At 69.3% G+C, this 20,981-nt stretch carries 21 protein-coding genes; 16 read left to right on the forward strand and 5 right to left on the reverse strand.

The window, feature by feature from the left end; genetic code table 11:
• The first annotated feature begins 98 nt into the window (after positions 1–98).
• From NI2_RS19600 to NI2_RS19610, 3 genes are all read left to right on the forward strand, one after another.
• A complete protein-coding gene (locus tag NI2_RS19600; RefSeq protein ID WP_243749692.1) occupies positions 99–869 on the forward strand; it encodes a response regulator in 771 nt (256 codons plus the stop codon).
• Between the two features lie 55 nt (positions 870–924).
• Positions 925–1,170, forward strand: a complete 246-nt coding sequence (locus NI2_RS19605) for a tetratricopeptide repeat protein (RefSeq protein WP_067492677.1) — start codon at positions 925–927, stop codon at positions 1,168–1,170.
• 92 nt (positions 1,171–1,262) lie between these two features.
• On the forward strand, positions 1,263–2,768 hold the full coding sequence (locus NI2_RS19610; RefSeq protein ID WP_133733789.1) for a tetratricopeptide repeat protein: 1,506 nt from the start codon (positions 1,263–1,265) through the stop codon (positions 2,766–2,768).
• Between the two features lie 89 nt (positions 2,769–2,857).
• On the opposite strand, the gene NI2_RS19615 is transcribed toward NI2_RS19610, so the two are convergent.
• Positions 2,858–3,190, reverse strand: coding sequence for an ArsR/SmtB family transcription factor (locus NI2_RS19615; RefSeq protein WP_067492681.1), 333 nt, complete (start codon positions 3,188–3,190; stop codon positions 2,858–2,860).
• Positions 3,191–3,285: 95 nt separating this feature from the next.
• Here NI2_RS19615 and NI2_RS19620 point away from each other — a divergent pair, with 95 nt between their 5' ends.
• A complete protein-coding gene (locus NI2_RS19620; RefSeq protein WP_067492683.1) occupies positions 3,286–4,485 on the forward strand; it encodes an MFS transporter in 1,200 nt (399 codons plus the stop codon).
• Between the two features lie 48 nt (positions 4,486–4,533).
• Here NI2_RS19620 and NI2_RS19625 read toward each other — a convergent pair whose 3' ends face one another.
• Positions 4,534–4,929 carry a VOC family protein gene (locus NI2_RS19625; RefSeq protein ID WP_067492972.1) on the reverse strand — a complete coding sequence of 132 codons (396 nt, stop codon included), beginning with the start codon at positions 4,927–4,929 and terminating at the stop codon, positions 4,534–4,536.
• Positions 4,930–5,064: 135 nt separating this feature from the next.
• Here NI2_RS19625 and NI2_RS19630 point away from each other — a divergent pair, with 135 nt between their 5' ends.
• From NI2_RS19630 to NI2_RS19665, 8 genes are all read left to right on the forward strand, one after another.
• Positions 5,065–6,171 (forward strand): zinc-binding dehydrogenase, encoded by a 1,107-nt coding sequence (locus NI2_RS19630; protein WP_067492685.1) that lies wholly within the window; start codon positions 5,065–5,067, stop codon positions 6,169–6,171.
• Positions 6,172–6,241: 70 nt separating this feature from the next.
• On the forward strand, positions 6,242–6,988 hold the full coding sequence (gene dapB / locus NI2_RS19635; protein ID WP_067492687.1) for a 4-hydroxy-tetrahydrodipicolinate reductase: 747 nt from the start codon (positions 6,242–6,244) through the stop codon (positions 6,986–6,988).
• Complete coding sequence (locus NI2_RS19640) at positions 6,985–7,485, forward strand: hypothetical protein (RefSeq protein WP_243749691.1); 501 nt, start codon at positions 6,985–6,987, stop codon at positions 7,483–7,485. The genes dapB and NI2_RS19640 overlap by 4 nt, the downstream gene beginning before the upstream one ends.
• A 3-nt stretch (positions 7,486–7,488) precedes the next feature.
• Complete coding sequence (locus NI2_RS19645; protein ID WP_067492689.1) at positions 7,489–7,941, forward strand: flavodoxin family protein; 453 nt, start codon at positions 7,489–7,491, stop codon at positions 7,939–7,941.
• A gap of 86 nt (positions 7,942–8,027) precedes the next feature.
• The gene (locus NI2_RS19650; protein WP_067492691.1) at positions 8,028–8,720 is read left to right on the forward strand and encodes a response regulator transcription factor; all 693 of its coding nucleotides are present in this window, start codon (positions 8,028–8,030) and stop codon (positions 8,718–8,720) included.
• Positions 8,717–9,931: a sensor histidine kinase gene (locus tag NI2_RS19655; RefSeq protein ID WP_067492693.1), complete on the forward strand. Its 1,215-nt coding sequence runs from the start codon at positions 8,717–8,719 to the stop codon at positions 9,929–9,931. The genes NI2_RS19650 and NI2_RS19655 overlap by 4 nt, the downstream gene beginning before the upstream one ends.
• A complete protein-coding gene (locus NI2_RS19660) occupies positions 9,924–10,949 on the forward strand; it encodes a DUF8320 family protein (protein ID WP_067492695.1) in 1,026 nt (341 codons plus the stop codon). The genes NI2_RS19655 and NI2_RS19660 overlap by 8 nt, the downstream gene beginning before the upstream one ends.
• Before the next feature lie 36 nt (positions 10,950–10,985).
• A complete protein-coding gene (locus tag NI2_RS19665; RefSeq protein WP_067492701.1) occupies positions 10,986–12,185 on the forward strand; it encodes a winged helix-turn-helix domain-containing protein in 1,200 nt (399 codons plus the stop codon).
• Positions 12,186–12,196: 11 nt separating this feature from the next.
• Here the strand turns inward: NI2_RS19665 and NI2_RS19670 are convergent, their stop codons facing one another.
• On the reverse strand, positions 12,197–12,634 hold the full coding sequence (locus NI2_RS19670) for a hypothetical protein (RefSeq protein WP_067492704.1): 438 nt from the start codon (positions 12,632–12,634) through the stop codon (positions 12,197–12,199).
• A 114-nt stretch (positions 12,635–12,748) separates the two neighbouring features.
• Here NI2_RS19670 and dapA point away from each other — a divergent pair, with 114 nt between their 5' ends.
• Together dapA and NI2_RS19680 are read left to right on the forward strand one after the other, a co-directional pair.
• Positions 12,749–13,657, forward strand: a complete 909-nt coding sequence (gene dapA, locus NI2_RS19675) for a 4-hydroxy-tetrahydrodipicolinate synthase (RefSeq protein ID WP_067492706.1) — start codon at positions 12,749–12,751, stop codon at positions 13,655–13,657.
• Positions 13,654–15,729: a ribonuclease J gene (locus tag NI2_RS19680; protein ID WP_067492708.1), complete on the forward strand. Its 2,076-nt coding sequence runs from the start codon at positions 13,654–13,656 to the stop codon at positions 15,727–15,729. Before dapA ends, NI2_RS19680 begins: the two co-directional genes overlap by 4 nt.
• Positions 15,730–15,787: 58 nt before the next feature.
• Here NI2_RS19680 and NI2_RS19685 read toward each other — a convergent pair whose 3' ends face one another.
• Both NI2_RS19685 and NI2_RS19690 read right to left on the reverse strand, forming a co-directional pair.
• Positions 15,788–16,336, reverse strand: coding sequence for a WKL family lipoprotein (locus tag NI2_RS19685; RefSeq protein ID WP_067492710.1), 549 nt, complete (start codon positions 16,334–16,336; stop codon positions 15,788–15,790).
• Positions 16,337–16,370: 34 nt separating this feature from the next.
• Positions 16,371–16,754: a DUF4189 domain-containing protein gene (locus NI2_RS19690; RefSeq protein WP_067492712.1), complete on the reverse strand. Its 384-nt coding sequence runs from the start codon at positions 16,752–16,754 to the stop codon at positions 16,371–16,373.
• A 293-nt stretch (positions 16,755–17,047) separates the two neighbouring features.
• Here NI2_RS19690 and NI2_RS19695 point away from each other — a divergent pair, with 293 nt between their 5' ends.
• Both NI2_RS19695 and NI2_RS19700 read left to right on the forward strand, forming a co-directional pair.
• On the forward strand, positions 17,048–19,585 hold the full coding sequence (locus tag NI2_RS19695; RefSeq protein ID WP_067492714.1) for a DNA translocase FtsK: 2,538 nt from the start codon (positions 17,048–17,050) through the stop codon (positions 19,583–19,585).
• Positions 19,586–20,000: 415 nt separating this feature from the next.
• Entirely contained in the window at positions 20,001–20,978 is a 978-nt protein-coding gene (locus NI2_RS19700; RefSeq protein ID WP_067492716.1) for a TerC family protein, read from the forward strand.
• Positions 20,979–20,981 lie beyond the last annotated feature (3 nt).

Genomic DNA, 20,981 nt, shown 5'->3' on the forward strand with positions numbered 1-20,981 from the left:
GAGCGTATTGAGCAGGCATTTCGGCCACATCCATCCCGGGAGCCAACTGCGCGGGTAGTCCTCGAGAGGGATGCGGCGCTGCCCGGTGCGTTCGCGCGGTGGCCATTACGCTGATGTCGCAGGGTGGTTCGGATCGGTTCGGCGCCTACCGCGCCGTCCGCACAGAGGGGCGAATTCCGTTGTCGGACAATCACTATCACGCGCACGATGCGGCGAAGGCGAACATCCGGGTGCTGATCGCCGACGACCAGGAGCTGGTGCGCGAGGGATTGAGCGTGCTGCTGGACTCCCAGCCGGATATCGACGTCGTCGGCCAGGTCGCCGACGGCGAGCAGGCGGTGCGTGAGACCGAGCGGCTGGCCCCCGATGTGGTGCTGATGGACGTGCGGATGCCGGTGTGCGACGGGATCGAGGCCACCCGCCGCATCACCGCCGCCGGGCCTGCCAAGGTGATCGTGCTGACCACCTTCGACCTCGACGCCTACGTGTACTCGGCGCTGCGCGCGGGCGCCTCGGGGTTCCTGCTGAAGGAATCCTCGGCCCGTTCGCTCGGTGAGGCGGTACGCGTGGTCGCCACCGGTGAGGCGCTGCTCGCTCCTTCGGTCACCCGGCGCCTGCTGTCCGAGTTCGCCCGGCAGGGGCAGTCGGTTCGGTCGGCGGAGAAGGCGGCCGGGCTCACCGCGCGGGAGACCGAGGTGCTGGTACTCATCGCGCGGGGCTTGTCGAATGCCGAAATCGCCGGGGAGATGGTCATTTCCGAGCAGACGGTGAAAACGCATGTCGGCCGGATACTGGACAAACTGCAATTGCGCGACCGGACCCAGGCGGCGATCTACGCCTATGAGACCCGACTGGTGAGCCCGTTGTAACTCCGGTGGCGATGCGGGAGCGAACTGTCGTGGTCGCACCGTAACGTTGTGCGCGGTGGACGCCGGTCGCCGAGCGGTTCGCCTGCGACGTACCGATCACCGACAGCGGTACGACGTCGACGGGCAGGGAACGGTTGTGACGGTGGAGGGGGCGCTCGCACGCGCGCGTGCCGCCAGGCGGATCGGACGCGTCGAGAAGGCGCGCCGGATGCTGGGGACGGCCCTGACGCATGCGCACGACGACCCGGACGTGCTGGTCGAGTTGGCCGAACTCAGCGGCGAGCGCGGCGCCCTGGCGTGAGTCTCGACTGCCGCCAACAGTGGGCAGGCCGGTCGTGCTGACTGCCGTAGCAACGGTAGTGTGCGCCCGAGGAATCCAGGGGGAGGGAAATCGTGCCGGTGCAGGCGGCGCTCGAGCGGGCGCGAGTGGCTTTGGAGATCGGACGGGCCGAGGAGGCTCGGGAGATTCTGGGGGCTGTGCTGGCGCAGGCGCCGGACGACCCGGAATTGCTTGTGGCGCTGGGAAATACGGCCTTCGCGCTCGACGATCCACAAGAGGCGTTGCGGTGGGCGGGGCGCGCCATCGGTGCCTACCCGGAACTGCCCGAAGCGCAGATGCTGGCCGCCATGTGCGCGGCGATGCTGGGGGAGTGGGGGCGGGCGCGCGAGCACAGCGAGACCGTCCTGCGGTTGCTGCCCCACGAACCCGCGTCGCTGTTGCTCGCGGCGTGGATGATCGCCTTCGGACCGGCCGGCGACAGCGACCGGGCCGCCGTGCTCGTCGGCGAGGCCGTCGAACTCGCGCCCGACGACGCCGGTGTGCACTGCTCCGCCGCCGAGATCTACCAGCGTCTCGGCGACTTCGACGGGATCCGGCGCCATGTCGGCGCGGGACTCCTGCTCGACCCGACCCACACAGACCTGCTCCGCATGCAGGCGCAGCTCGAGTTCGGCGGCGTCGAAGGCGGCAGGCGGTCGGCGGTGGCGACGCTGCGCGGTGTCCTCGCGCAGGCGCCGACCGACAGCAAAGCCACAAGGTTGCTCGCCGAAGTGCACTGGCGAGCGCTGATGCGACTCGCCGCGTGGGTGTGGTTCTTCGCGGGTTGCTATGCGGCCGTGGCGATGTGGGCACCGACGGTACTGCTCCGAATCGTGTCGCCGGTGCTGCTCGCGGCGATTCCGCTCGCCTGGTTCGGTGTGTTCCACAAGCTGCGCAAACAACTGCCACCCGGTTATCTGCGGACTCGCGTACTGCGACCGCGCGTGGTGTTGGCGCTGCTCGTGGTGGTCGGCTCGGCGTTCGGTGTCGTACTCGGCGCGGTGGCGATGCGGTCGGAGTACGTGGCATTCATCCGGATCGGGAGCTGGCTGCTGGTGCTCGGCGCGCTCGGGGCCGCGCTCGCGCATCTGCTGCTGTATACGGCGTGGTTGCGGCCGGGCCGCGACGACCCCGATCCCGAAGACGGCTTCGACTTCGCGGCCATGCAGATCATGGTGCTCGGCATCTGCGTGGTGCCGCTGGTCGTCGTCGCCGGTCTCGCACGCGGATTCGCTCGTCAGCCTGCCGTATTCGGTGCGTTTCTCGCCGTGGTCGGTGCGGTGTTGTTCGCCCTCGTCCTGGAAGCCGGAATCGGGATCTGGCGCGATCGAGCGGGATACCGCAGGCTGCCCGTGATCGCGGCGATCGTGTGCGCCCTGCTGGCCGGGTCGGGTGCGGCTGTGTGGTGGGGTGGCGGCGAAATCGTCGACGGTGAGGTGCGCGGGCGTGAGTTCGTGAATGTGCCCGCACCACCGACGATCTCACCGCGCGAGTTCCCGACGATCCCGACCCTGCGGGTTCCGACTCTGGTCGTACCCCCGACTGTCACGGGGGTACCGGCCGTGACCCCGACCCGGTGACAGCGGCAACCGGTCCGCAGGGCCGCGCGCAGCAGGTGTCGGCTCCGGCGCTCCGTGACCGTTAGGCGCGTGGGCAGGACCGCCGCTCGTCAGTCGTCGGCAGCGCTGTTGGCGGCGGCGACGACCGCGGGGAGCAATCCAGGGACCGCCGATTCGACGTCTTCGGTGCGCAGGCGCTGATAGGTCTGCCCGTCGAGGGTGAGGCGCTCGATGAGACCCGCTTCGCGCAGGATCTTGAAGTGGTGCGTCGCGGTGGACTTGTTGATCGCGTCGTAGAGCGCCGAGCAGCGCAGCGGGCCGCCCGCGTTGCTCAGGCGGCGCACCATTTCCAGGCGCACGGGATCGTGCAGCGCGCCGAGTACGGCGGGCAGCTCCGCCACGGGCAGGGTGGGCGCCGCGGGGAGATCTTTAGCCTGCGTCATGATGATCTACCTCACTCCCGGGTTTGATAGTCATCATACCCGGCGTAGGGTCGGGTTCGTTCGATGGTTATCAAACTCACCTGATGGGGGCTGCGATGGCAGCGACAACGATGGTGCCGACCGAAACCGGTCAGCGGTGGGCCTACGGGCTGGTCCTCGCCGCCACCGGCGTGGCACTCGGTGTCTCCGGGGCGCCCGCCCCGCTGTACGGAATCTACGAAACCGAATGGCACCTGTCGCCGTTCACCACGACGATGGTCTTCGCCGTGTACGCGGTGGCCGCGCTCGGCGCGGTGCTGGTGTCGGGTCGCGTCTCCGACGTGGTCGGGCGCAAGCCGGTGATCGTCGGCGCGTTCGCCACCATGATCCTCGGGCTGCTGGCCTTCCTGCTCGCCGACTCGGTGCCGATGCTGCTGCTGGCGCGAGCCCTGCACGGCGCGGCGGTCGGGGCAACCGTGGTGGCGGGTGCCGCCGCGCTGCTGGATCTGCGACCCGAGCGGGGCGCGCGGTCCGGTCAGCTCAGCGGGGTGGCGTTCAATGTGGGCATCGCGATCGCGGTGCTCGGCACCGCTGTGCTCGCCCAGTACGCGCCGTCGCCGCTGCGCACGCCGTACGTGGTGATCGCGGTGATCTGCCTGGCCGCCGCGGCCGGGATCCTCGCGTTGCGCGAACCGCACGTCGCGCGCGTGAAGGGTCGCATCACGATCGCCAAACCCGCTGTGCCCCAGGAGATCAGGGCAGATTTCTGGTTCTCCGCGATCGGGGTGATGGCCGCCTGGTCGGTGCTCGGTGTGCTGCTGTCGCTGTATCCGTCGCTGGCAGCCGCGAAAACCGGCGTGCACAACCTGGTGTTCGGTGGGGCGGTGGTGGCCTCGACCGCCCTGGCCGGCGCGCTCGCGCAACTGTTCGCCACCCGCATTCCGGCGCGTAAGGCCGCGATCATCGGTGACCTCGGGATGGCCGCCGCGTTGCTTGCCACGATTCCGGCGCTGGCCACCAGGCAACCGGCTGCCGTGCTGATCGCGGGGCTGGTGCTCGGCGCGACGTTCGGGCTGGGCTTCGGTGGTTCGCTGCGCCATCTGTCGGAAGTGGTGCCGCCGCATCGGCGCGGAGAAACGATGTCGGCCTATTACCTGCTCGCCTATTCGGCAATGGCTTTGCCGACGCTCGCGGCGGGCTGGGCGGCGACCACCTGGGGAATCGCGACGGTATTCCCGTGGTTCATCGCGATCGTCGCCGTGGCCTGTGTGCTGGCCGCCCTGCTCGGGCTGCGCGGCAGCCGGGCGAAAGGCTGAGGAGCACCCCGTCCGGCCGGGGTTGAACGGCCGGACGGGGTCGGGCATTTATGTGGGCCAACCGCCGTAGGGCACGGTGATCAGTTCCAGGAAATGGCCGTTGGGGTCGAGGAAGTACACGCCTCGGCCCCCGTCGTTGTGATTGATCTCGTTGACGCCGTGCTGCTGCGGATCGGCCCAATGGTCCAGCTTGTAGCGCTGGATCTTGGCATAGGCCGCGTCGAACTCGGCTTCGGAGACCAGGAACGCGTAGTGCTGCGGCTGGATCTCGGAAACGAACGGCGGCACCTTCGCGAAATCGAACGTGACACCGTTGTCGAGCGGGATGGGAATGAACGGACCCCACTCTTTTCCTATGTCCAACCCGAGGATGTCCGCCCAGAATTCGGCGGTTTCCCTATTGTCCCGACATCCGACAATGGTGTGATTGAACTGTACTGACAGGGGATTTCTCCTTGGTTCGTGACGGCGCCGACCCTGGGCTCGGTACAAGGCGGCCGACAGGAGCACCGTCACCGGAAACGAGATTAACGCCGAATCCCGGGTCCGGCAATGCCGATGGCGCGGTAGGTTCGCGCCATGAGGATTCGTGGAGCCGTTCTCGAACGCGTCGCCGATCCGGCGCCGTTCGCGCAGTCGCGGCCGATCACCGTGTGCGAACTGGAGCTGGCCGAGCCGGGTGACGGCGAGTTGCTGGTGCGGATCGAGGCGGCCGGGTTGTGCCATTCGGACCTGTCGGTGGTCGACGGCAACCGGGTGCGCCCGGTGCCGATGCTGCTCGGCCACGAGGCGGCGGGCATCGTCGAAGCGATCGGCGCCGGTGTCGACGATGTGAGGGTGGGGCAGCGCGTGGTGATGACGTTCCTGCCCCGCTGCGGCGACTGCGCGGGCTGTGCCAGCAACGGCCGCACACCCTGCGGGCCCGGCAGTGTGGCCAACAACGCGGGTGAGCTGCTCGGTGGTGGGCGGCGGCTGCGTCGCGACGGTGAGGATGTGCACCATCACCTGGGGGTATCCGGATTCGCCACGCACGCGGTGGTGGATCGGCGGTCGGTGGTCCCGGTCGACGACGACGTGCCACCGGAGGTGGCCGCGGTCCTGGGCTGCGCGGTACTCACCGGCGGCGGCGCGCTGCTCAACGCCGCGAAACCTGGTGCGGGAGACCGGATCATGGTGGTCGGCCTCGGTGGCGTCGGGATGGCGGCGGTGCTGGTCGCGGTGTCGCTCGGTCTCGGCGAGGTGATCGCCGTCGACACCGTGCCCGAAAAGCTGGCGCTGGCAAGAGAATTCGGCGCCACCGCCGCCTTCACTCCCGCCGAGATCGTCGACAAGGGGGTGAACGCCGACGTGGTGATCGAGGCGGCGGGCAATGTCCGTGCCTTCGAAACCGCCGTCGCCGCGACGGCTCCCGGTGGCGTCACGGTGACGGTCGGGCTGCCCGCTCCCGATGCCACCGCCACGATCTCCCCGCTAGCACTGGTCGCCCAGGGCCGAACCATCATCGGCAGCTATCTGGGCTCGGCCGTGCCCGCCCGCGACATCCCCGAGTACGTGCGGATGTGGCGCGCCGGGAAACTGCCGCTGGAACGGCTCGTATCGGCGCGCATCGGACTCGACGCGGTGAACGAGGCCATGGACGAACTCGCCGCGGGCGCCGCGCTGCGGCAGGTGATCGTCTTCGGCTGACCTCGGCGTCCCCGGCCGGTGCCTGCTCGATAGGCTTGCGGACAAGCGGAAACGACGACGAGGAGATGCGGTGACCATTCGGGTCGGAGTGCTCGGAGCACGCGGCAAGGTCGGGCAGGCCATCTGCGCGGCGGCGGAGGCGGCGGCCGATCTGGAGCTGGTGGCCCAGGTCGACAAGGGTGACGCGCTGGAGGCGTTCACCGAGACCGGCACCCAGGTCGTCGTCGACTTCACCCATCCCGATGTGGTGATGGGCAACCTGAAGTTCCTGATCGAGAACGGCATCCACGCCGTGGTCGGCACCACCGGCTTCGACGAGTCGCGGTTGGCCGAGGTGCGCGGGTGGTTGGCGCAGCGTCCCGAGGTCGGGGTGCTGATCGCGCCGAACTTCGCCATCGGGGCGGTGCTGTCGATGCGGTTCGCCGAGCAGGCGGCGCGGTTCTTCGAGTCGGTCGAGGTCATCGAACTGCACCACCCGAACAAGGCCGACGCGCCCTCGGGCACCGCCTACCGCACCGCCGCGCTCATCGCCGCCGCCCGCGACGAAGCCGGGGTCGGGCGCAGTCCCGATGCGACGACGGCCGAACTCGAGGGTGCGCGCGGCGCCGATGTCGACGGGGTGCGCGTGCACTCGGTGCGCCTGGCCGGGCTCGTGGCCCACCAGGAAGTGCTCTTCGGCACCCAGGGCGAGACGCTGACCATCCGCCACGACTCCATCGACCGCAGCTCCTTCGCCCCCGGCGTGCTGCTCGGGGTTCGTGAGATCGCCGGACGACCGGGCCTGACCGTCGGGCTCGACCCGTTCCTCGACTTGTGAGCGCCGATCCGGTGACCCAGGCCGAGCCGAACCGTCAGGTCGTGAAAACCGTTGCGCTCGTTGCCTTCCTGGTGCTGGCGCTGGTGTTCTACTTCGTCCGCCTCGGTGGCCTTGCCATCGCCTACATCGCCGACGGCAAGCCGGCGGGCATCGCCATCGGCATCGGCATGCTCTTGTTGCCGATCGTCGGCGTATGGATCGTGTGGACCACCTTGCGGGCCGCCCTCGATCATCAGCGCCTGGCCCGGCGCATCCACGAGGAGGGCCGCGAGGTCGACACCTCGCAGCTGGCGCGCCGCCCGTCCGGCCGCATCGAACGCGACGCGGCCGATGCCCTGTTCGCCGAGATCAAGGCCGAGTGGGAGGCCGATCCGGACAACTGGCGCAGCTCCTACCGCCTGGCTCGCGCCTACGACTATGCCGGTGACCGCACCCGTGCTCGCGAAACCATGCGCCGTGCGGTGGCACTCGAGAAACTGGAACGCGACGGAAAGTAGCTCATGGCCCGGTTGCTGATCGTCCACCACACCCCATCGCCGCACACGCAGGCGATGTTCGAAGCGGTCCTGTCCGGTGCCACCGACCCGGAGATCGAGGGCGTGGAAGTGGTGCGCCGAGCCGCGCTGGCCGTCACCGCCGTCGACGTGCTGGAGGCCGACGGCTACCTGCTCGGCACCCCGGCCAACCTCGGCTACATGAGCGGCGCCCTCAAGCACGCCTTCGACACCATCTACTACCCGTGCCTCGACTCCACCCGCGGTCGGCCCTACGGGCTGTACCTGCACGGCAACGAGGGCACCGAGGGGGCCGAGGCGAGCGTCGAGCGGATCACCACCGGGCTGGGGTGGACGCGGGCGGCCGCGCCGGTGGTGGTGTCGGGGCCGCCGGGCAAGGCCGAACTGGAGCGTTGCTGGGAGCTCGGGGCCACCATCGCCGCAGGTCTGATGGGGTAAGTGGGGTTCGCCCCGAATTCTGGTGGCTGACATCCGCGCCGGCGATACGGTAGAACTCGACCCGACGTGTTGCGGGCTGGCCGCGGATGGGTGTTCGAGATGGGGAGTGGTCGGTGACCGAGGTGCAGACGGTGCGACGGATCGGGTTGGTCGAGGACCACGAATCGGTGGCGATCGGGTTGGCCGCCATGCTCGGCCCCGAACCAGACCTGGAACTGGTCGCCACCGCCGAGACCGTCGCGGGCTTGCTCGCCGACGCCGACGACCTGGACCTGGTGGTGCTCGACCTGCGCCTGCCCGACGGATCGAGCCCCGAGGACAACGTCACCGCGCTGCGCGAGCGCGGCATCGAGGTGCTGGTGTTCACCGGCGCCGACAACGCCTTCCTCGTCCGCTCGGCCGCCAAGGCGGGCGTGCTCGGCGTGCTGCGCAAATCCGAGGGCGCGGCCACCGTGGTCGACGCCGTGCGCCGCGCCGCCTCCGGCGAACAGGTGGTCACCACCGACTGGGCCGCCGCCATCGACGGCGACCCGCAGCTGTCCGACGTGGGTCTGAGCCCGCGCCAGGAGGAAGTGCTCATGCTCTACGCCTCGGGCGAGAAGGCCTCGCGCGTGGCCCGCCTGACGGGGCTGTCGGAACAGACCGTCAACGACTACCTCGGCCGCATCCGGCAGAAATACGCCGACGCGGGCAGGCCCGCGCCCACCAAGACCGACCTGTACAAACGGGCCGTCGAGGACGGGTGGCTGCCCGTGCCGGAGAGGCAGCAGCGCACGTGAGCACCGCGGTCGCCGCCGCGCCCGCACCTGTCGCCGAGATCGACCTGTCGCACGCGGCGACCGATCAGATCCTGCGCAGGCTCGGAGTGGTCATCGGGATCGGCGCGCTGATCGTGATGATGCTCGAATTGCCCGCGGTGCTGGTGCAACCGGTCTACCTCGCCCGCTGGCCCGAGATCCACCTCGTGTCGGCCTATGTGCTGTTCGCGGTGCTGGCGATCGTGTCGGCGCGCGGCCCGGTGCGCGCCATCCGGCGTGCGGCCGGGGCCGCCGCGGTGGTCTATCTCGCGGCGGCGGCGGTGACGCCGCTGCTGTACTCGGTGACCTACATCGGCTCGTTCGCGTCCTGGCCCTACCGGGGCCTGGCCGTCGGTGCGCTGGCGGCCGGTCTGGCATGGCCACGGCGGGTGGCTGCGGTCTTCGTCGCGCTGCTGGCGACGGTGGCCGCGATATCGAATGTGCTGGTGATCCCGGGCAGTTCGATGTGGACGCTGGTCGGTGACATCACCCGGGCGCTCGGGGTGGCCGCGCTGTTCCTGTGGTGCGTGGTGTACGCGCGGGCCGCCGCCGAACGCGTCGACCGGGAGGCCATCCGGCAGCGGGTGCGCGCCGCGACGGTCGCGGCGACCACCGCCCGCGAACGCGAAGGCGCCCGCTTCGCCGCACTCATCCACGACGCGGTGCTGTCGACTCTGCTCGAGGCCTCACGCAGTGCCGGGTCGACGCCGGTGCTGCGCCGCCAGGCCGCGCGCACCCTCGAACAGCTCGAACAGTCGCGCAACGCCCCCGAGATCGACCACTTCGACGCCGCCGCCACGGTCGAGTTCCTGCGCGACGCGGTGCGTGAAGTGGATCCCGAACTGCCCGTTCAGGTTTCCTCACGCGGTGCCGACCTGCGGCTGCCGGTGGAATCGGCGCGGGTACTCGGCGCGGCACTGATGGAGGCGGTGCGCAACAGCTTGCGCCATGCGGGTGCACCCGGTCGCACCGTCCGGCGTGGCTTGTCGGTGACCATCGCGACCGGCGGCATCCGGGTGGTGCTCACCGACGACGGCGTCGGCTTCGACCCGGCTCGCGTCCCGGCCGACCGGATGGGCATCACCGGCAGCATCCTCGGCCGCATGCGCACCCTCGCGGGCGGCGCGGCGTTCGTCGAGTCCGCGCCCGGCGCGGGCACCGTGGTCACCCTGGTGTGGGCCAGCGATGGCTGAGCGCGACCTGCCGTTCGGGATGCGCGACCTGTTCGGCCTCAGCGACGGCACCGCCTGGCTGTTCGTCGTCATCTTCGAAGCGACCATCGTGATGCACCTGCGGGTGAACTTCGGCATCGCCCCCCTACTGCCCGCCACGGCCGCGCTGCTGCTGATGGCGGCGGCCGCGCTGGTGGTGCTGGTGTTCCCGATGGATCCGCTGCCCTGGCCGCCCACGGTGTTCGTCGCGGCCGCCGGACCGATGGCGATGGCGCTGACCGTGCCGTGGGTGCAGAACCCCTCGGGCTTCTCGAATCAGCTGTGGACGGCCTATCCCACTTCGTACCTGCTGGCCATGCTCGTCCTGCGCGGGCGGGTCGGTGCGGCCTGGCTCGGCGTGACCGCGGCCGCCTCGGTGCTCATGACACTCGGGGTGTTCACCGACTGGCACGCGGAAACCGTGGTGCGCGCGCTGACCCCGATCGCGACCGTCGGCGCGGTGACGGTGTTCATGGCCATCGTGCGGCCCACCCAGCGCTCGCTGCGCGAGCTGGGATCGCAGGCGAATCTGCGCGCCGCCACCGAGGCGGCCCTGCACGCGGCGACCGCCGAGCGGGACCGTCAGCTGGTCCGGCTGGACCAGGTGGCGGGCCCCATCCTGACCCGCATCGCCGAGGGCCGCGAACTCACCGACGACGAACGCGAACAGTGCAGGCTGCTCGAAGCCGAACTGCGCGACGGGTTGCGCGCCCCCGAACTGGTCACCGAACGCCTCAGCGCCGCCGCCCGGGGCGCCCGGGCGCGCGGAGTGGAGGTGACACTCCTCGACGACGGTGGCTTCCGCGGTGTCCCGGAATGGGTGCGGCGCAACGTGATCGAGGCCGCCGTCGAGGCACTGGACGCGGCCCGGGCGGGCACCGTCACCGTGCGGGTGCTGCCCATCGGCAGGCGCTGGGTGGCGACGGTGCTGGCCACCGGACCCGACGGTGACCGGCGCACCGAGATCGATACCGCCGGTGACGTGCGGGTTTCCACCTGACCGGAACCTGTCGTACCCCTGTGCCAGGGTGGTGGCATGCAGCGGATGAATGCGGCGGCGGCCCGGCGGATCGCGCTGGCCGCCCAGGGTTTCGGCAAACGCCGCCCGGCCAACCCCAAACGGCGGGCGATTCTCGATGTGGTGGCCAGAACCCGCCTGCTGCAACTGGATTCGGTCTCGGCGGTGGTACGCGCCCACTACGCGCCGGTGTTCAGTCGCATCGGCCCCTACGACCGCACCCTGCTCGACGGCGCCGCCTGGAGCGACAGCCCACGCGCCAGGCGCGGTCTCGTCGAGTACTGGGCACACGAGGCCGCGCTCATCCCTGTCGCCGACTGGCCGTTGATGCGGTGGCGCATGGCCGAATACGAACACGGCCGGTGGGCGGGCATGCGGAAGGCGGCCGAACGCAACCCGACGCTCGGCAAGGACATCCTCGACGTGGTGACCGAGGTCGGTGCGGCCAGCGCCCGCGAAATCGAACGGCATCTCGAACTCGACAAGCCGCGACCCAAGGGCACCTGGTGGAATCTCAGCGACACCAAACTGATCTGCGAACAGCTGTTCGCGGCAGGCGAGTTGTCCACCGCGCGCCGGGTCGGGTTCACCCGTCACTACGACCTCACCGAGCGCGTCGTCCCCGCCGACATCCGTGAGCGTGAGATCGCCGAAGCCGACGCGGTGCGGGAACTGGTGCGCCGCGCGAGCCGGGCGCTCGGCATCGCCACCGAACCCGACCTGCGCGACTACTACCGGCTGCACCGCCGCCAGAGCGCCCCGGCCATCGCCGAACTCGTCGACGCCGGCGAACTCGTGCCCGTCGATGTCGACGGGTGGGACGCACCGGCCTACCTGCACCCGGAGGCGAGTATCCCGCGCCGGATCACCGGTGCGGCCCTGCTGTGCCCGTTCGACCCGCTCATCTTCTTCCGGCCGCGCACGCAGCGTGTATTCGACTTCCACTACCGCATCGAGATCTACACACCCGAACCCCAACGGGTGCACGGGTATTACGTCTTCCCGTTCCTGCTGGACGGCAAGCTCGTCGGCCGGGTAGACCTGCGCGCCGAACGCGCGACCGGGCGGCTGCTCGCGCCCGCCGCGTTCGCCGAACCCGGCCACGCCACCGCCGAGACCGCGCACGCCCTTCGCGGCGCGCTGCGGGAGATGGCGGACTGGCTCGAACTCGACGAGGTGGTGATAGGCGAACGCGGCGACCTGGCCCCGCTGTTATGACCGGGTGCGCGTCACCACTTCTGTCCGCGCATCTGATCGCGCAACGCGCCGGTGACCGCACCCGAGAGCCACGAGTTCAATGACTGTCCGTTCTGCTGGGCGGCTTCCTCGGCGCGGGACTTGAGCTGTTCGACCAGACGCAGGGTGACGCGGCTGATGTCACCGGTCATCTCCTCGAAGGTCGGGGGTTCGGCGTCGTCGCCGGACGTGTTCTTGCGCACGTCGGCTACGACGTCGGTGCCGTCGAGACGCACGTGCACGGTGCGGTCACCGAGCTCGGTACTGATCTCGGCGGCCAGTTCCGACAGCGCCGACAGCAGCACCAGCCGGTGCGAGCTCTCCACCGCTGCGGCCAGTGCGGCGGCGGTGGCCTGCGTTTTCTCGTCGCCGAGAGCCGCGGCGGCGAGCAGTTCCTCGCGCAGCCGCGCGGTGTGAGCGTTCAGATCCATGACATCAGCATGACGTCACATATGACATCACGCAAGGAAGGCGACCCCTACCGGCCGCGACTTCGGCCGCTAGGGTGTCGAGGCTCTCGAGCCGACCGGGTAGCCTTTCTGACCATGACGAACGGTGAATCGACGCCCACGGAGCTGCACGCATCCGGCACGGTAGGTGTCGCGATGGTGACCCCCTTCAGCGCTGCGGGCAAGCTCGACGTGGACGCCGGGGTGGCACTCGCCGCTCGCCTGGTCGATCGCGGCGTCGATCTGCTCGTCGTCTCGGGCACCACCGGCGAGTCGCCGACCACCACCGAATCGGAGAAGGTCGACCTGCTGCGTGCCGTCGTCGACGCCGTCGGCGACCGCGCCACCATCATGGCCGGTGCCGGAACCTACGACACCGCGCACTCCATCGAGCTCTCGCGCGCCGCCGAGAACGCGGGCGCGCACGGTCTGCTCGTGGTGACCCCCTACTACTCCCGGCCGACGCAGGAGGGGCTGATCGCGCATTTCACCGCGGTCGCCGACGCCACGTCGCTGCCGGTGACGCTCTACGACATTCCACCGCGGTCGGTGGTGCCGATCGCCATCGACACGATCCGATATCTGTCCGAGCATCCGAACATCGTCGCCGTGAAGGACGCCAAGGGCGACCTCGTCTCCGGTGCCGATCTCATCTCGAGCACCGGACTGGCGTTCTACTCCGGTGACGACGGGCTCAATCTGCCCTGGCTCTCGGTGGGTGCTGTCGGATTCATCAGTGTGATCGGGCATCTGGTGCCCGAACGCCTGCGCGAGATCCACCAGGCCTACACGGCCGGTGAGGTGGCTCGGGCCAGGGAGCTCAACGCGACACTGCTGCCGCTGTACGCGGCCATGACCCGCCTGGGAGGTGTGGCGATGTGTAAGGGAGGACTTCAATTGCTCGGGATCGACGTGGGTGAACCACGGTTGCCCCAACTGATGCCGACGCCGGCTCAGCTCGACGAGCTGGCGCTGGATCTGCAAGCCGCGGGGGTGACCGCGTGACCGAACCCACTGGTCGTAAGCCCCGCCGCCGGGCCGCGTCGCGTCCTGCGGGCGCGCCGGAACCAACCCCGGCCGAAACCGTGCGCGAGACCCAGCCGGTCGCCGCGCCGCCTGCGGCCGAGCAGCCCGCTGCCGCACCCGCCGCAGTGGAGCCGGTCGCCGAGATCGTCGCCGAGGCGGAACTGACGGCCGAGGCCGAGTCGGTACCCGAGGCGCTCGAGATCGCGCAGGATCGCGCCCCCGCGAAGAAGGCGGCGTCGCGTCGCGCCAAGGCCAAGCCCGCCGAGCAGGCCGCCGCCCAGCAGCCGAACCGTCGCGGTGGCGGCGGTGGCCGGGGCAGGCAGGGTGGCCGGGGTCGCGGTGACGCGCAGGCCGAGCCGCGCGAGAAGGCGGCGCAGGACAAACTCGGTCTGCCGCCCAAGCTGCCCAAGAACGGGCTGCGCGTGTTCGCGCTCGGCGGCATCGGCGAAATCGGCCGCAACATGACCGTTTTCGAATACAACGGCAAGTTGCTGATCGTCGACTGCGGTGTGCTGTTCCCCGAGGACCAGCAGCCCGGCGTCGACCTGATCCTGCCCGACTTCCGGCCCATCGAGGACCGGATGGACGACATCGAGGCGATCGTGCTCACGCACGGTCACGAGGACCACATCGGCGCGGTGCCGTTCCTGCTGCGCATGCGCCCCGACATCCCGGTGATCGGCGCCAAGTTCACCCTCGCCCTGGTCGCGGCCAAGGCCCGTGAGCACCGCCAGCAGCCCCGGCTGCGCGAGGTCGCCGAGGGTGAGACCACCGTGCACGGGCCGTTCGAGCTCGAGTACTTCGCGGTCAACCACTCCATCCCCGACGCGCTGGCCGTGGCCATCCGCACCCCGGCGGGCGTGGTGCTGCACACCGGTGACATCAAGCTCGACCAGCTGCCCCTGGACGGCCGCCTCACCGACCTGGCCGGGTTCTCCCGCCTGGGCGACGAGGGCGTCGACCTGTTCCTGGTCGACTCGACCAACGCCGAGGTCCCCGGCTTCGTCACTCCCGAACGCGAGATCGGCGGAGTGCTCGACAATGTGATCGGCAAGGCCCGCAACCGGGTGATCGTGGCGTCGTTCGCCAGTCACGTGCACCGCATCCAGCAGGTGGTCGACGTGGCCCAGAAGCACAACCGCAAGGTGTGTTTCGTCGGTCGTTCGATGGTGCGCAACATGCAGATCGCCCAGGACCTCGGCTACCTGTCGGTGCCCGACAACGTCGTGGTCGAAATGGATCAGGCGGCGACCCTGCCCGGCAACCGCCTGGTGCTGATCTCCACCGGTTCCCAGGGTGAACCGCTCTCGGCGCTGGCGCGGATGGCCCGCGGCGACCACCGCCAGATCAACATCCGCGCCGACGACCTGATCGTGCTCGCGTCCTCGCTGATCCCCGGCAACGAGAACTCGGTGTTCGCCGTGGTCAACGGCCTGGCCCGGCTCGGCGCCACGGTCATCACCCAGCAGAGCGCCAAGGTGCACGTCTCCGGGCACGCCTCGGCCGGTGAGCTGCTGTACCTGTACAACGCGGTGCGCCCGACCAACGCCATGCCGGTGCACGGCGAATGGCGCCACCTGCGCGCCAACGCCGCGCTCGCGGTGGCCACCGGTGTGCCGGAGGAGCGGGTCGTGCTCGCCGAGGACGGCGTCGTGGTCGACCTGGTCGACGGCATCGCCTCCATCGTCGGCCGGGTCCCGGTCGGGCACGTCTACGTCGACGGCCTCTCCGTCGGTGACGTCGGCGAGTCGACGCTGTCGGACCGCCTGGTCCTCGGTGAGGGTGGCTTCATCTCGATCGCCATCGTCATCGACGCCACCACCGGCAAGGCGGTGAGCACCCCCGAGGTCAACGGGCGTGGCTTCTCCGACGACCCCACCGCCCTCGACGGTGCGAACGAGCTGGTCGAGGCGGAGCTGCTCCGCCTGGCGGGCGAGGGCATCACCGACACCCATCGCATCGCCCAGGGCGTGCGCCGAGTGGTCGGCCGCTGGGTCGCCGACACCTACCGTCGCCGCCCGATGATCGTGCCGACGGTCATCGGCGTCTGACCTCACGGAACACGAAAACCGCCGGGTGACGTTGTCGCCCGGCGGTTTTCGTCTCTTCTCAGGCCTGGCAGGCCGCGGAGTCGAGCTTGGCCGACTTCACGATGTTGCAGGCGAAGGTATGCGACACCTTCCACGACTCGTCCTCGGCGACGAAGTCGATGAAGGCGTCCTGCACGGGCTGGCCGTCGATGGTGACATCGGCGTCGGCCTTGAGCTTGCCGTCGGCGGGCTCACCCACGTTGGTGATGGAGACCTTCACATTGTTCTTCTTCGCGGCGTCGACGAACTTGTCGACCAGCATCGGGTCCTGATCGGCGTCCTCGATGTAGGTCTTCTTCTCGTCGGCGGTGAGCTGGCCGCTCATCGCCTTGGTGAGCCGCGCGTTGAGTTCCTCGACGGTCGGCTTGGGCAGGTTCGGCGGGGTGGTCTCGGCGACGTCGCCGCCTTCCTCCTTGTCCTGCTTGGCCGTACCGGACTCGAAGGCGGCCGCGGTGGTGGTGGCGCCCGCGCTGCTCGACTCGGTGTCCGAAGAACCGCACGCGCTCAGCCCCAGCGACGCGACGAGCGCGATGAGGACGGCGGCGGTCTTGATCGGTCGGTTGTTCACTACAACTCCCATGATGGTGGTCGAAACGGTCGGGCTAGAGCTGGTAACCGCTGGTGCAGTTCCAGTGCTTGATCGAGGCATTGCCCGGATTGCGGTTCAGCGCTTCGCGTTTGGCGCCACCGATGGTCGAGGCCGAGCCGTAGCTCCACCAGCCACGCGAGATCGCGATGGCTCCGCAGCCGTTTCGATAGGAGACCTTCACGTCGCAACCGCCGCCGCCACCGCCGCGTCGGCAGGCGGCCATGGCGCCCGCTTCGGCGTCGGCGTAGCTGCCGTAATCGGTCGCGTACCCGTACACCCCCGATTTGACCGACGCCGCGATGGCGCCGTAGTAGCCCGACTGCGCCTGGGCCGGTGCGATGTGCCCCGCGAACATGGTCGCGACGGTGGCACCCAGCACGGCCGCGCTGGTGAGCATTCTCTTCACTTGTTCCCCTTCATACGCATGGGTCGACGACCCGTTAGAGCGCAGTCAAAGTACCGATCGGTGCGCTGCCCGCGCCACCGCTGGCCGCCCAGATCGGCCGAAATGCTGGAAATCGGTAAGGATTCGGTAAGCGACGGGCCGCGAAACGCCCTCGATCCGGGATTTCCGCGCGTTGACCGGCGGGCCCGCGACCTGCGGGTCCGGCGCGTATCGGCGGTCACATCACCCGTGGGACCAGTGTTGCGGATGGTCTCGATGGTGTGCGAGCGGCTAGCCTGATCGTCATGGCAGGTAAGTCCCGCAGCACCACGACCTCTCGTGCGCGGGCGGGATCGAGCAGGGGGCAGACGCCGTCGGCGCGGTCTCGTTCGACGACACCGCGAGCGTCGTCGGCCGCGCGTGGGCGAACCACTCCCGCCCGCAGACCCGTCAAACGCGCCTCGAACACCGCACCGCTGGCCGTCATCGGCCGGGGCGTCACCAGCGGCTGGACGATGCTCGCGCGCGGCCTCGGCGCCACCACCCGCACGCTGAGCCGCGCGGGCGAGCTCGAGCACGGGCATCGTCGCGACGGAATCGGACTGGCGCTCATCGCGTTGAGCGTGATCATCGCCGCCGCGGTGTGGTTGTCGGCCGGCGGCCCGGTGGGGCGTTTCCTCGAGGACATCGTGCGCGCGATCGCCGGGTCGGCGGCCGCGGTGGCGCCGCTGCTGTTCGTGGCGATCGCGGTGGTGCTGATGCGCACCGAACCGCATCCGGAGATCCGGCCACGGCTGGTCCTCGGCGGACTGCTGGTGATCCTGCCCGCGCTCGGCATCTGGCATCTGGCGGCCGGGTCACCCACCGACGCGCACGGACGTTCGCGTGCCGCGGGCGCGCTCGGCTACGCCATCGGCGGCCCGCTCGGCCAGGGGCTCACCCCGTGGCTGGCGATGCCGATCCTGTTGCTGGCCATGGTATTCGGTGTGCTGTTGCTCACGGGGACCACGGTGCGCGAGGTGCCGTCGCGGTTGCGCGAATACTTCGGCCTCGGCGAATACGCCGACGACAGCGACCCTTACGACCCGGCCAACTACGACGCCGACGGATTCCCGGCGCACCGCAACCGGTCCCGTCGCGGTGCGGCATCGGCGGCCGACGATTTCGCCGGATCCGACGCGGTCACCGAGTCGCTGGGCGAGCCGCCGCTGCGCGATGCCAAACCCATCGTCGACGAGCCGCCGGCCCCCGCGCCGAAACCGGCCCGCAAGCGCCCGGCTCCCGCACCCGTCGACCAGACGCCGCCGCCACCACCGGAACCGGAGTTCGTCACCGACCGCGTGGTCGACGGCGACTACTCGCTGCCGCCGTTGAGCCTGCTGCTCGACGGCGACCCGCCCAAGAAGCGTTCGGCCGCCAACGAATCGATGATCGAGGCGATCACCGAGGTCCTGGTGCAGTTCAAGATCGACGCCGCGGTCACCGGATTCGTGCGCGGGCCGACCGTCACCCGGTACGAGGTGGAGCTCGGCCCCGGCGTGAAGGTCGAGAAGATCACCGCGCTGGCCCGCAACCTCGCCTACGCCGTCGCGACGGAGAACGTGCGCCTGCTCGCACCCATCCCGGGCAAGTCGGCGGTGGGTATCGAGGTGCCCAATGCCGACCGCGAACTGGTCCGCCTGGCCGACGTGCTCAAATCGCCGCACACCCGCAACGACCACCATCCGCTGGTGATCGGCCTCGGCAAGAACATCGAGGGCGAGTTCGTCTCGGCGAACCTGGCCAAGATGCCGCACCTGCTGGTGGCGGGTTCCACCGGTTCGGGTAAGTCCAGCTTCGTCAACTCGATGCTGATCTCGTTGCTGCACCGGGCCACTCCCGAAGAGGTCAGGATGATCCTGATCGACCCGAAGATGGTGGAACTCACGCCCTACGAGGGCATTCCGCACCTGATCACGCCCATCATCACCCAGCCCAAGAAGGCCGCCGCCGCGCTGGCCTGGCTGGTGGAGGAGATGGAACAGCGCTACCAGGACATGCAGGCCAACAAGGTCCGCCACATCGACGACTTCAACAAGAACGTGCGTTCGGGCAAGATCACCGCTCCGCTCGGCAGCGAACGGGTCTACCGGCCCTACCCGTACATCCTCGCCATCGTCGACGAGCTGGCCGACCTGATGATGACCGCCCCGCGTGACGTCGAGGACGCGATCGTGCGGATCACCCAGAAGGCGCGTGCGGCGGGCATCCACCTGGTGCTGGCCACCCAGCGCCCCTCGGTCGACGTGGTGACCGGCCTGATCAAGACCAACGTGCCCTCACGGCTGGCGTTCGCCACCTCCTCGCTCACCGACTCGCGCGTCATCCTCGATCAGCCGGGCGCGGAGAAGCTGATCGGCATGGGCGACGGCCTGTTCCTGCCGATGGGCGCCGGTAAGCCGACCCGTCTGCAGGGTGCCTTCATCTCCGACGAGGAGATCCAGGCGGTCGTCGAGTTCAGCAAGACCCAGGCCGAACCGGAGTACCAGGAGGGCGTCACCGCCGCCAAGGCGGGCGAGACCAAGGACGTCGACCCCGATATCGGCGACGACATGGACGTGTTGCTACAGGCGGTGGAACTGGTCGTCACCTCACAGTTCGGCTCCACCTCCATGCTGCAGCGCAAACTGCGTGTCGGGTTCGCCAAGGCGGGCCGACTCATGGACCTGATGGAAACCAGGGGAGTGGTCGGTCCGAGCGAGGGCTCCAAGGCACGCGACGTGCTGGTGAAGCCCGACGAACTGGATGGTCTGCTGTGGTCGATTCGTGGCGGTGATCCGGCGGATTCCGGGGACGGCGAATAGCGCACTGCTGGTTTGCTCTGACCGTGCCGTCAGCGAGCGGCGACGAACGAGGAGGGACCGGGGCGCGGGGTGCCGATCGCGGGGAGCGGCCGGAGGCGGGTTCGGGTCAGCTGCCGATGCCCGCGCGCGACACGCGCTGCGGTCGCGCGGCATCCTCGGACAGCCGTGACATCGCGGCGAAATGGTCGTACTGGGCGGTCACGGCTGACTCCTCTCGCGGTGCCGGTGGGTGGTCGATGGGTCGACGGTAGCAGCGGCCGTGACGAGGCGAAACGGGTTTTCGGCTCGGCTACCGGCGCGGACGGGTTCGCACGGCTGTGTGTGGAATCATGGCGGGCAATCGCTCCGCAAAGTTGGCTGAAACGGACATATTGGACATGATGGACGGCATGAACCTCATCGATCGGACCACTTCATGGATGTGACCACGCTCGAATGGGTCATCACCGGCTTGGTGATCCTCGGACTGTTCGTCTTCGACTTCTTCGCCCACGTGCGCACGCCGCACGAACCGACCTTCAAGGAATCGGGCATCTGGTCGGCCGTCTACATCGGCCTCGCCCTGCTGTTCGGCGGGTACGTCGCCTGGAAGTGGGGCGGCACCTTCGCCGGGGAGTACTACGCCGGTTTCGTCACCGAGAAGGCGCTCTCGGTGGACAACCTGTTCATCTTCCTCATCATCATGACCACCTTCGCGGTGCCGCGGATGTACCAGCAGAAGGTGCTGCTCATCGGCATCGTGCTCGCCCTGGTGATGCGCGGTGTGTTCATCGCCGTCGGCGCGGCCGCGATCAGCGCGTGGAGCTGGGTGTTCTACCTGTTCGGCGCGTTCCTGATCTATACCGCGTTCAAGCTGCTGCGCGAGAGCGGGCACGAGGCCGAGCACGAGGAGCAACGCGACAGCCGCATCGTCGCGCTGGCCAAGCGGGTGCTGCCGACCACCGACCAGTACGACGGCGACAAGCTGATCACCAAGATCGACGGCAAACGAGTGGTCACCCCGCTGCTGCTGGCACTGCTCGCCATCGGTTTCGCCGACCTGCTCTTCGCCCTCGACTCGATTCCGGCCATCTACGGCCTCACCGAGCAGCCGTACCTGGTGTTCACCGCCAACGCCTTCGCCCTGATGGGTCTGCGTCAGCTGTACTTCCTCATCGGTGGGCTGCTGGACCGGCTGGTGTACCTGTCCTACGGCCTGGCCGCCATCCTGGCGTTCATCGGTGTGAAGCTGGTGCTGCACGCGCTGCACGAGAACACCCTCGGCTTCATCAACGGCGGCGAGCACGTGAGCGTGCCGGAGATCTCCACGCCGGTGTCGCTGAGTGTGATCCTCGGGATTCTCGTGATCGCGACGGTGGCGAGCCTGCTGAAGACCCGCCGCACGTCTGTCTGACCG

This window comes from Nocardia ignorata NBRC 108230, from assembly GCF_001612905.1.
Lineage (GTDB): Bacteria > Actinomycetota > Actinomycetes > Mycobacteriales > Mycobacteriaceae > Nocardia > Nocardia ignorata.

What these genes read in the sequence shown, in the direction of transcription:
- NI2_RS19665 (WP_067492701.1), top strand. Translation starts at nt 10,986, where the DNA reads ATGCAGCGGATGAATGCGGCGGCGGCCCGGCGGATCGCGCTGGCCGCC.
- dapA (WP_067492706.1), top strand. Translation starts at nt 12,749, where the DNA reads ATGACGAACGGTGAATCGACGCCCACGGAGCTGCACGCATCCGGCACG.
- NI2_RS19645 (WP_067492689.1), top strand. Translation starts at nt 7,489, where the DNA reads ATGGCCCGGTTGCTGATCGTCCACCACACCCCATCGCCGCACACGCAG.
- NI2_RS19670 (WP_067492704.1), bottom strand. Translation starts at nt 12,634, where the DNA reads ATGGATCTGAACGCTCACACCGCGCGGCTGCGCGAGGAACTGCTCGCC.
- NI2_RS19615 (WP_067492681.1), bottom strand. Translation starts at nt 3,190, where the DNA reads ATGACGCAGGCTAAAGATCTCCCCGCGGCGCCCACCCTGCCCGTGGCG.
- NI2_RS19630 (WP_067492685.1), top strand. Translation starts at nt 5,065, where the DNA reads ATGAGGATTCGTGGAGCCGTTCTCGAACGCGTCGCCGATCCGGCGCCG.
- NI2_RS19620 (WP_067492683.1), top strand. Translation starts at nt 3,286, where the DNA reads ATGGCAGCGACAACGATGGTGCCGACCGAAACCGGTCAGCGGTGGGCC.
- NI2_RS19700 (WP_067492716.1), top strand. Translation starts at nt 20,001, where the DNA reads ATGGATGTGACCACGCTCGAATGGGTCATCACCGGCTTGGTGATCCTC.
- NI2_RS19660 (WP_067492695.1), top strand. Translation starts at nt 9,924, where the DNA reads ATGGCTGAGCGCGACCTGCCGTTCGGGATGCGCGACCTGTTCGGCCTC.
- NI2_RS19650 (WP_067492691.1), top strand. Translation starts at nt 8,028, where the DNA reads ATGGGTGTTCGAGATGGGGAGTGGTCGGTGACCGAGGTGCAGACGGTG.
- NI2_RS19695 (WP_067492714.1), top strand. Translation starts at nt 17,048, where the DNA reads ATGGCAGGTAAGTCCCGCAGCACCACGACCTCTCGTGCGCGGGCGGGA.
- NI2_RS19690 (WP_067492712.1), bottom strand. Translation starts at nt 16,754, where the DNA reads ATGCTCACCAGCGCGGCCGTGCTGGGTGCCACCGTCGCGACCATGTTC.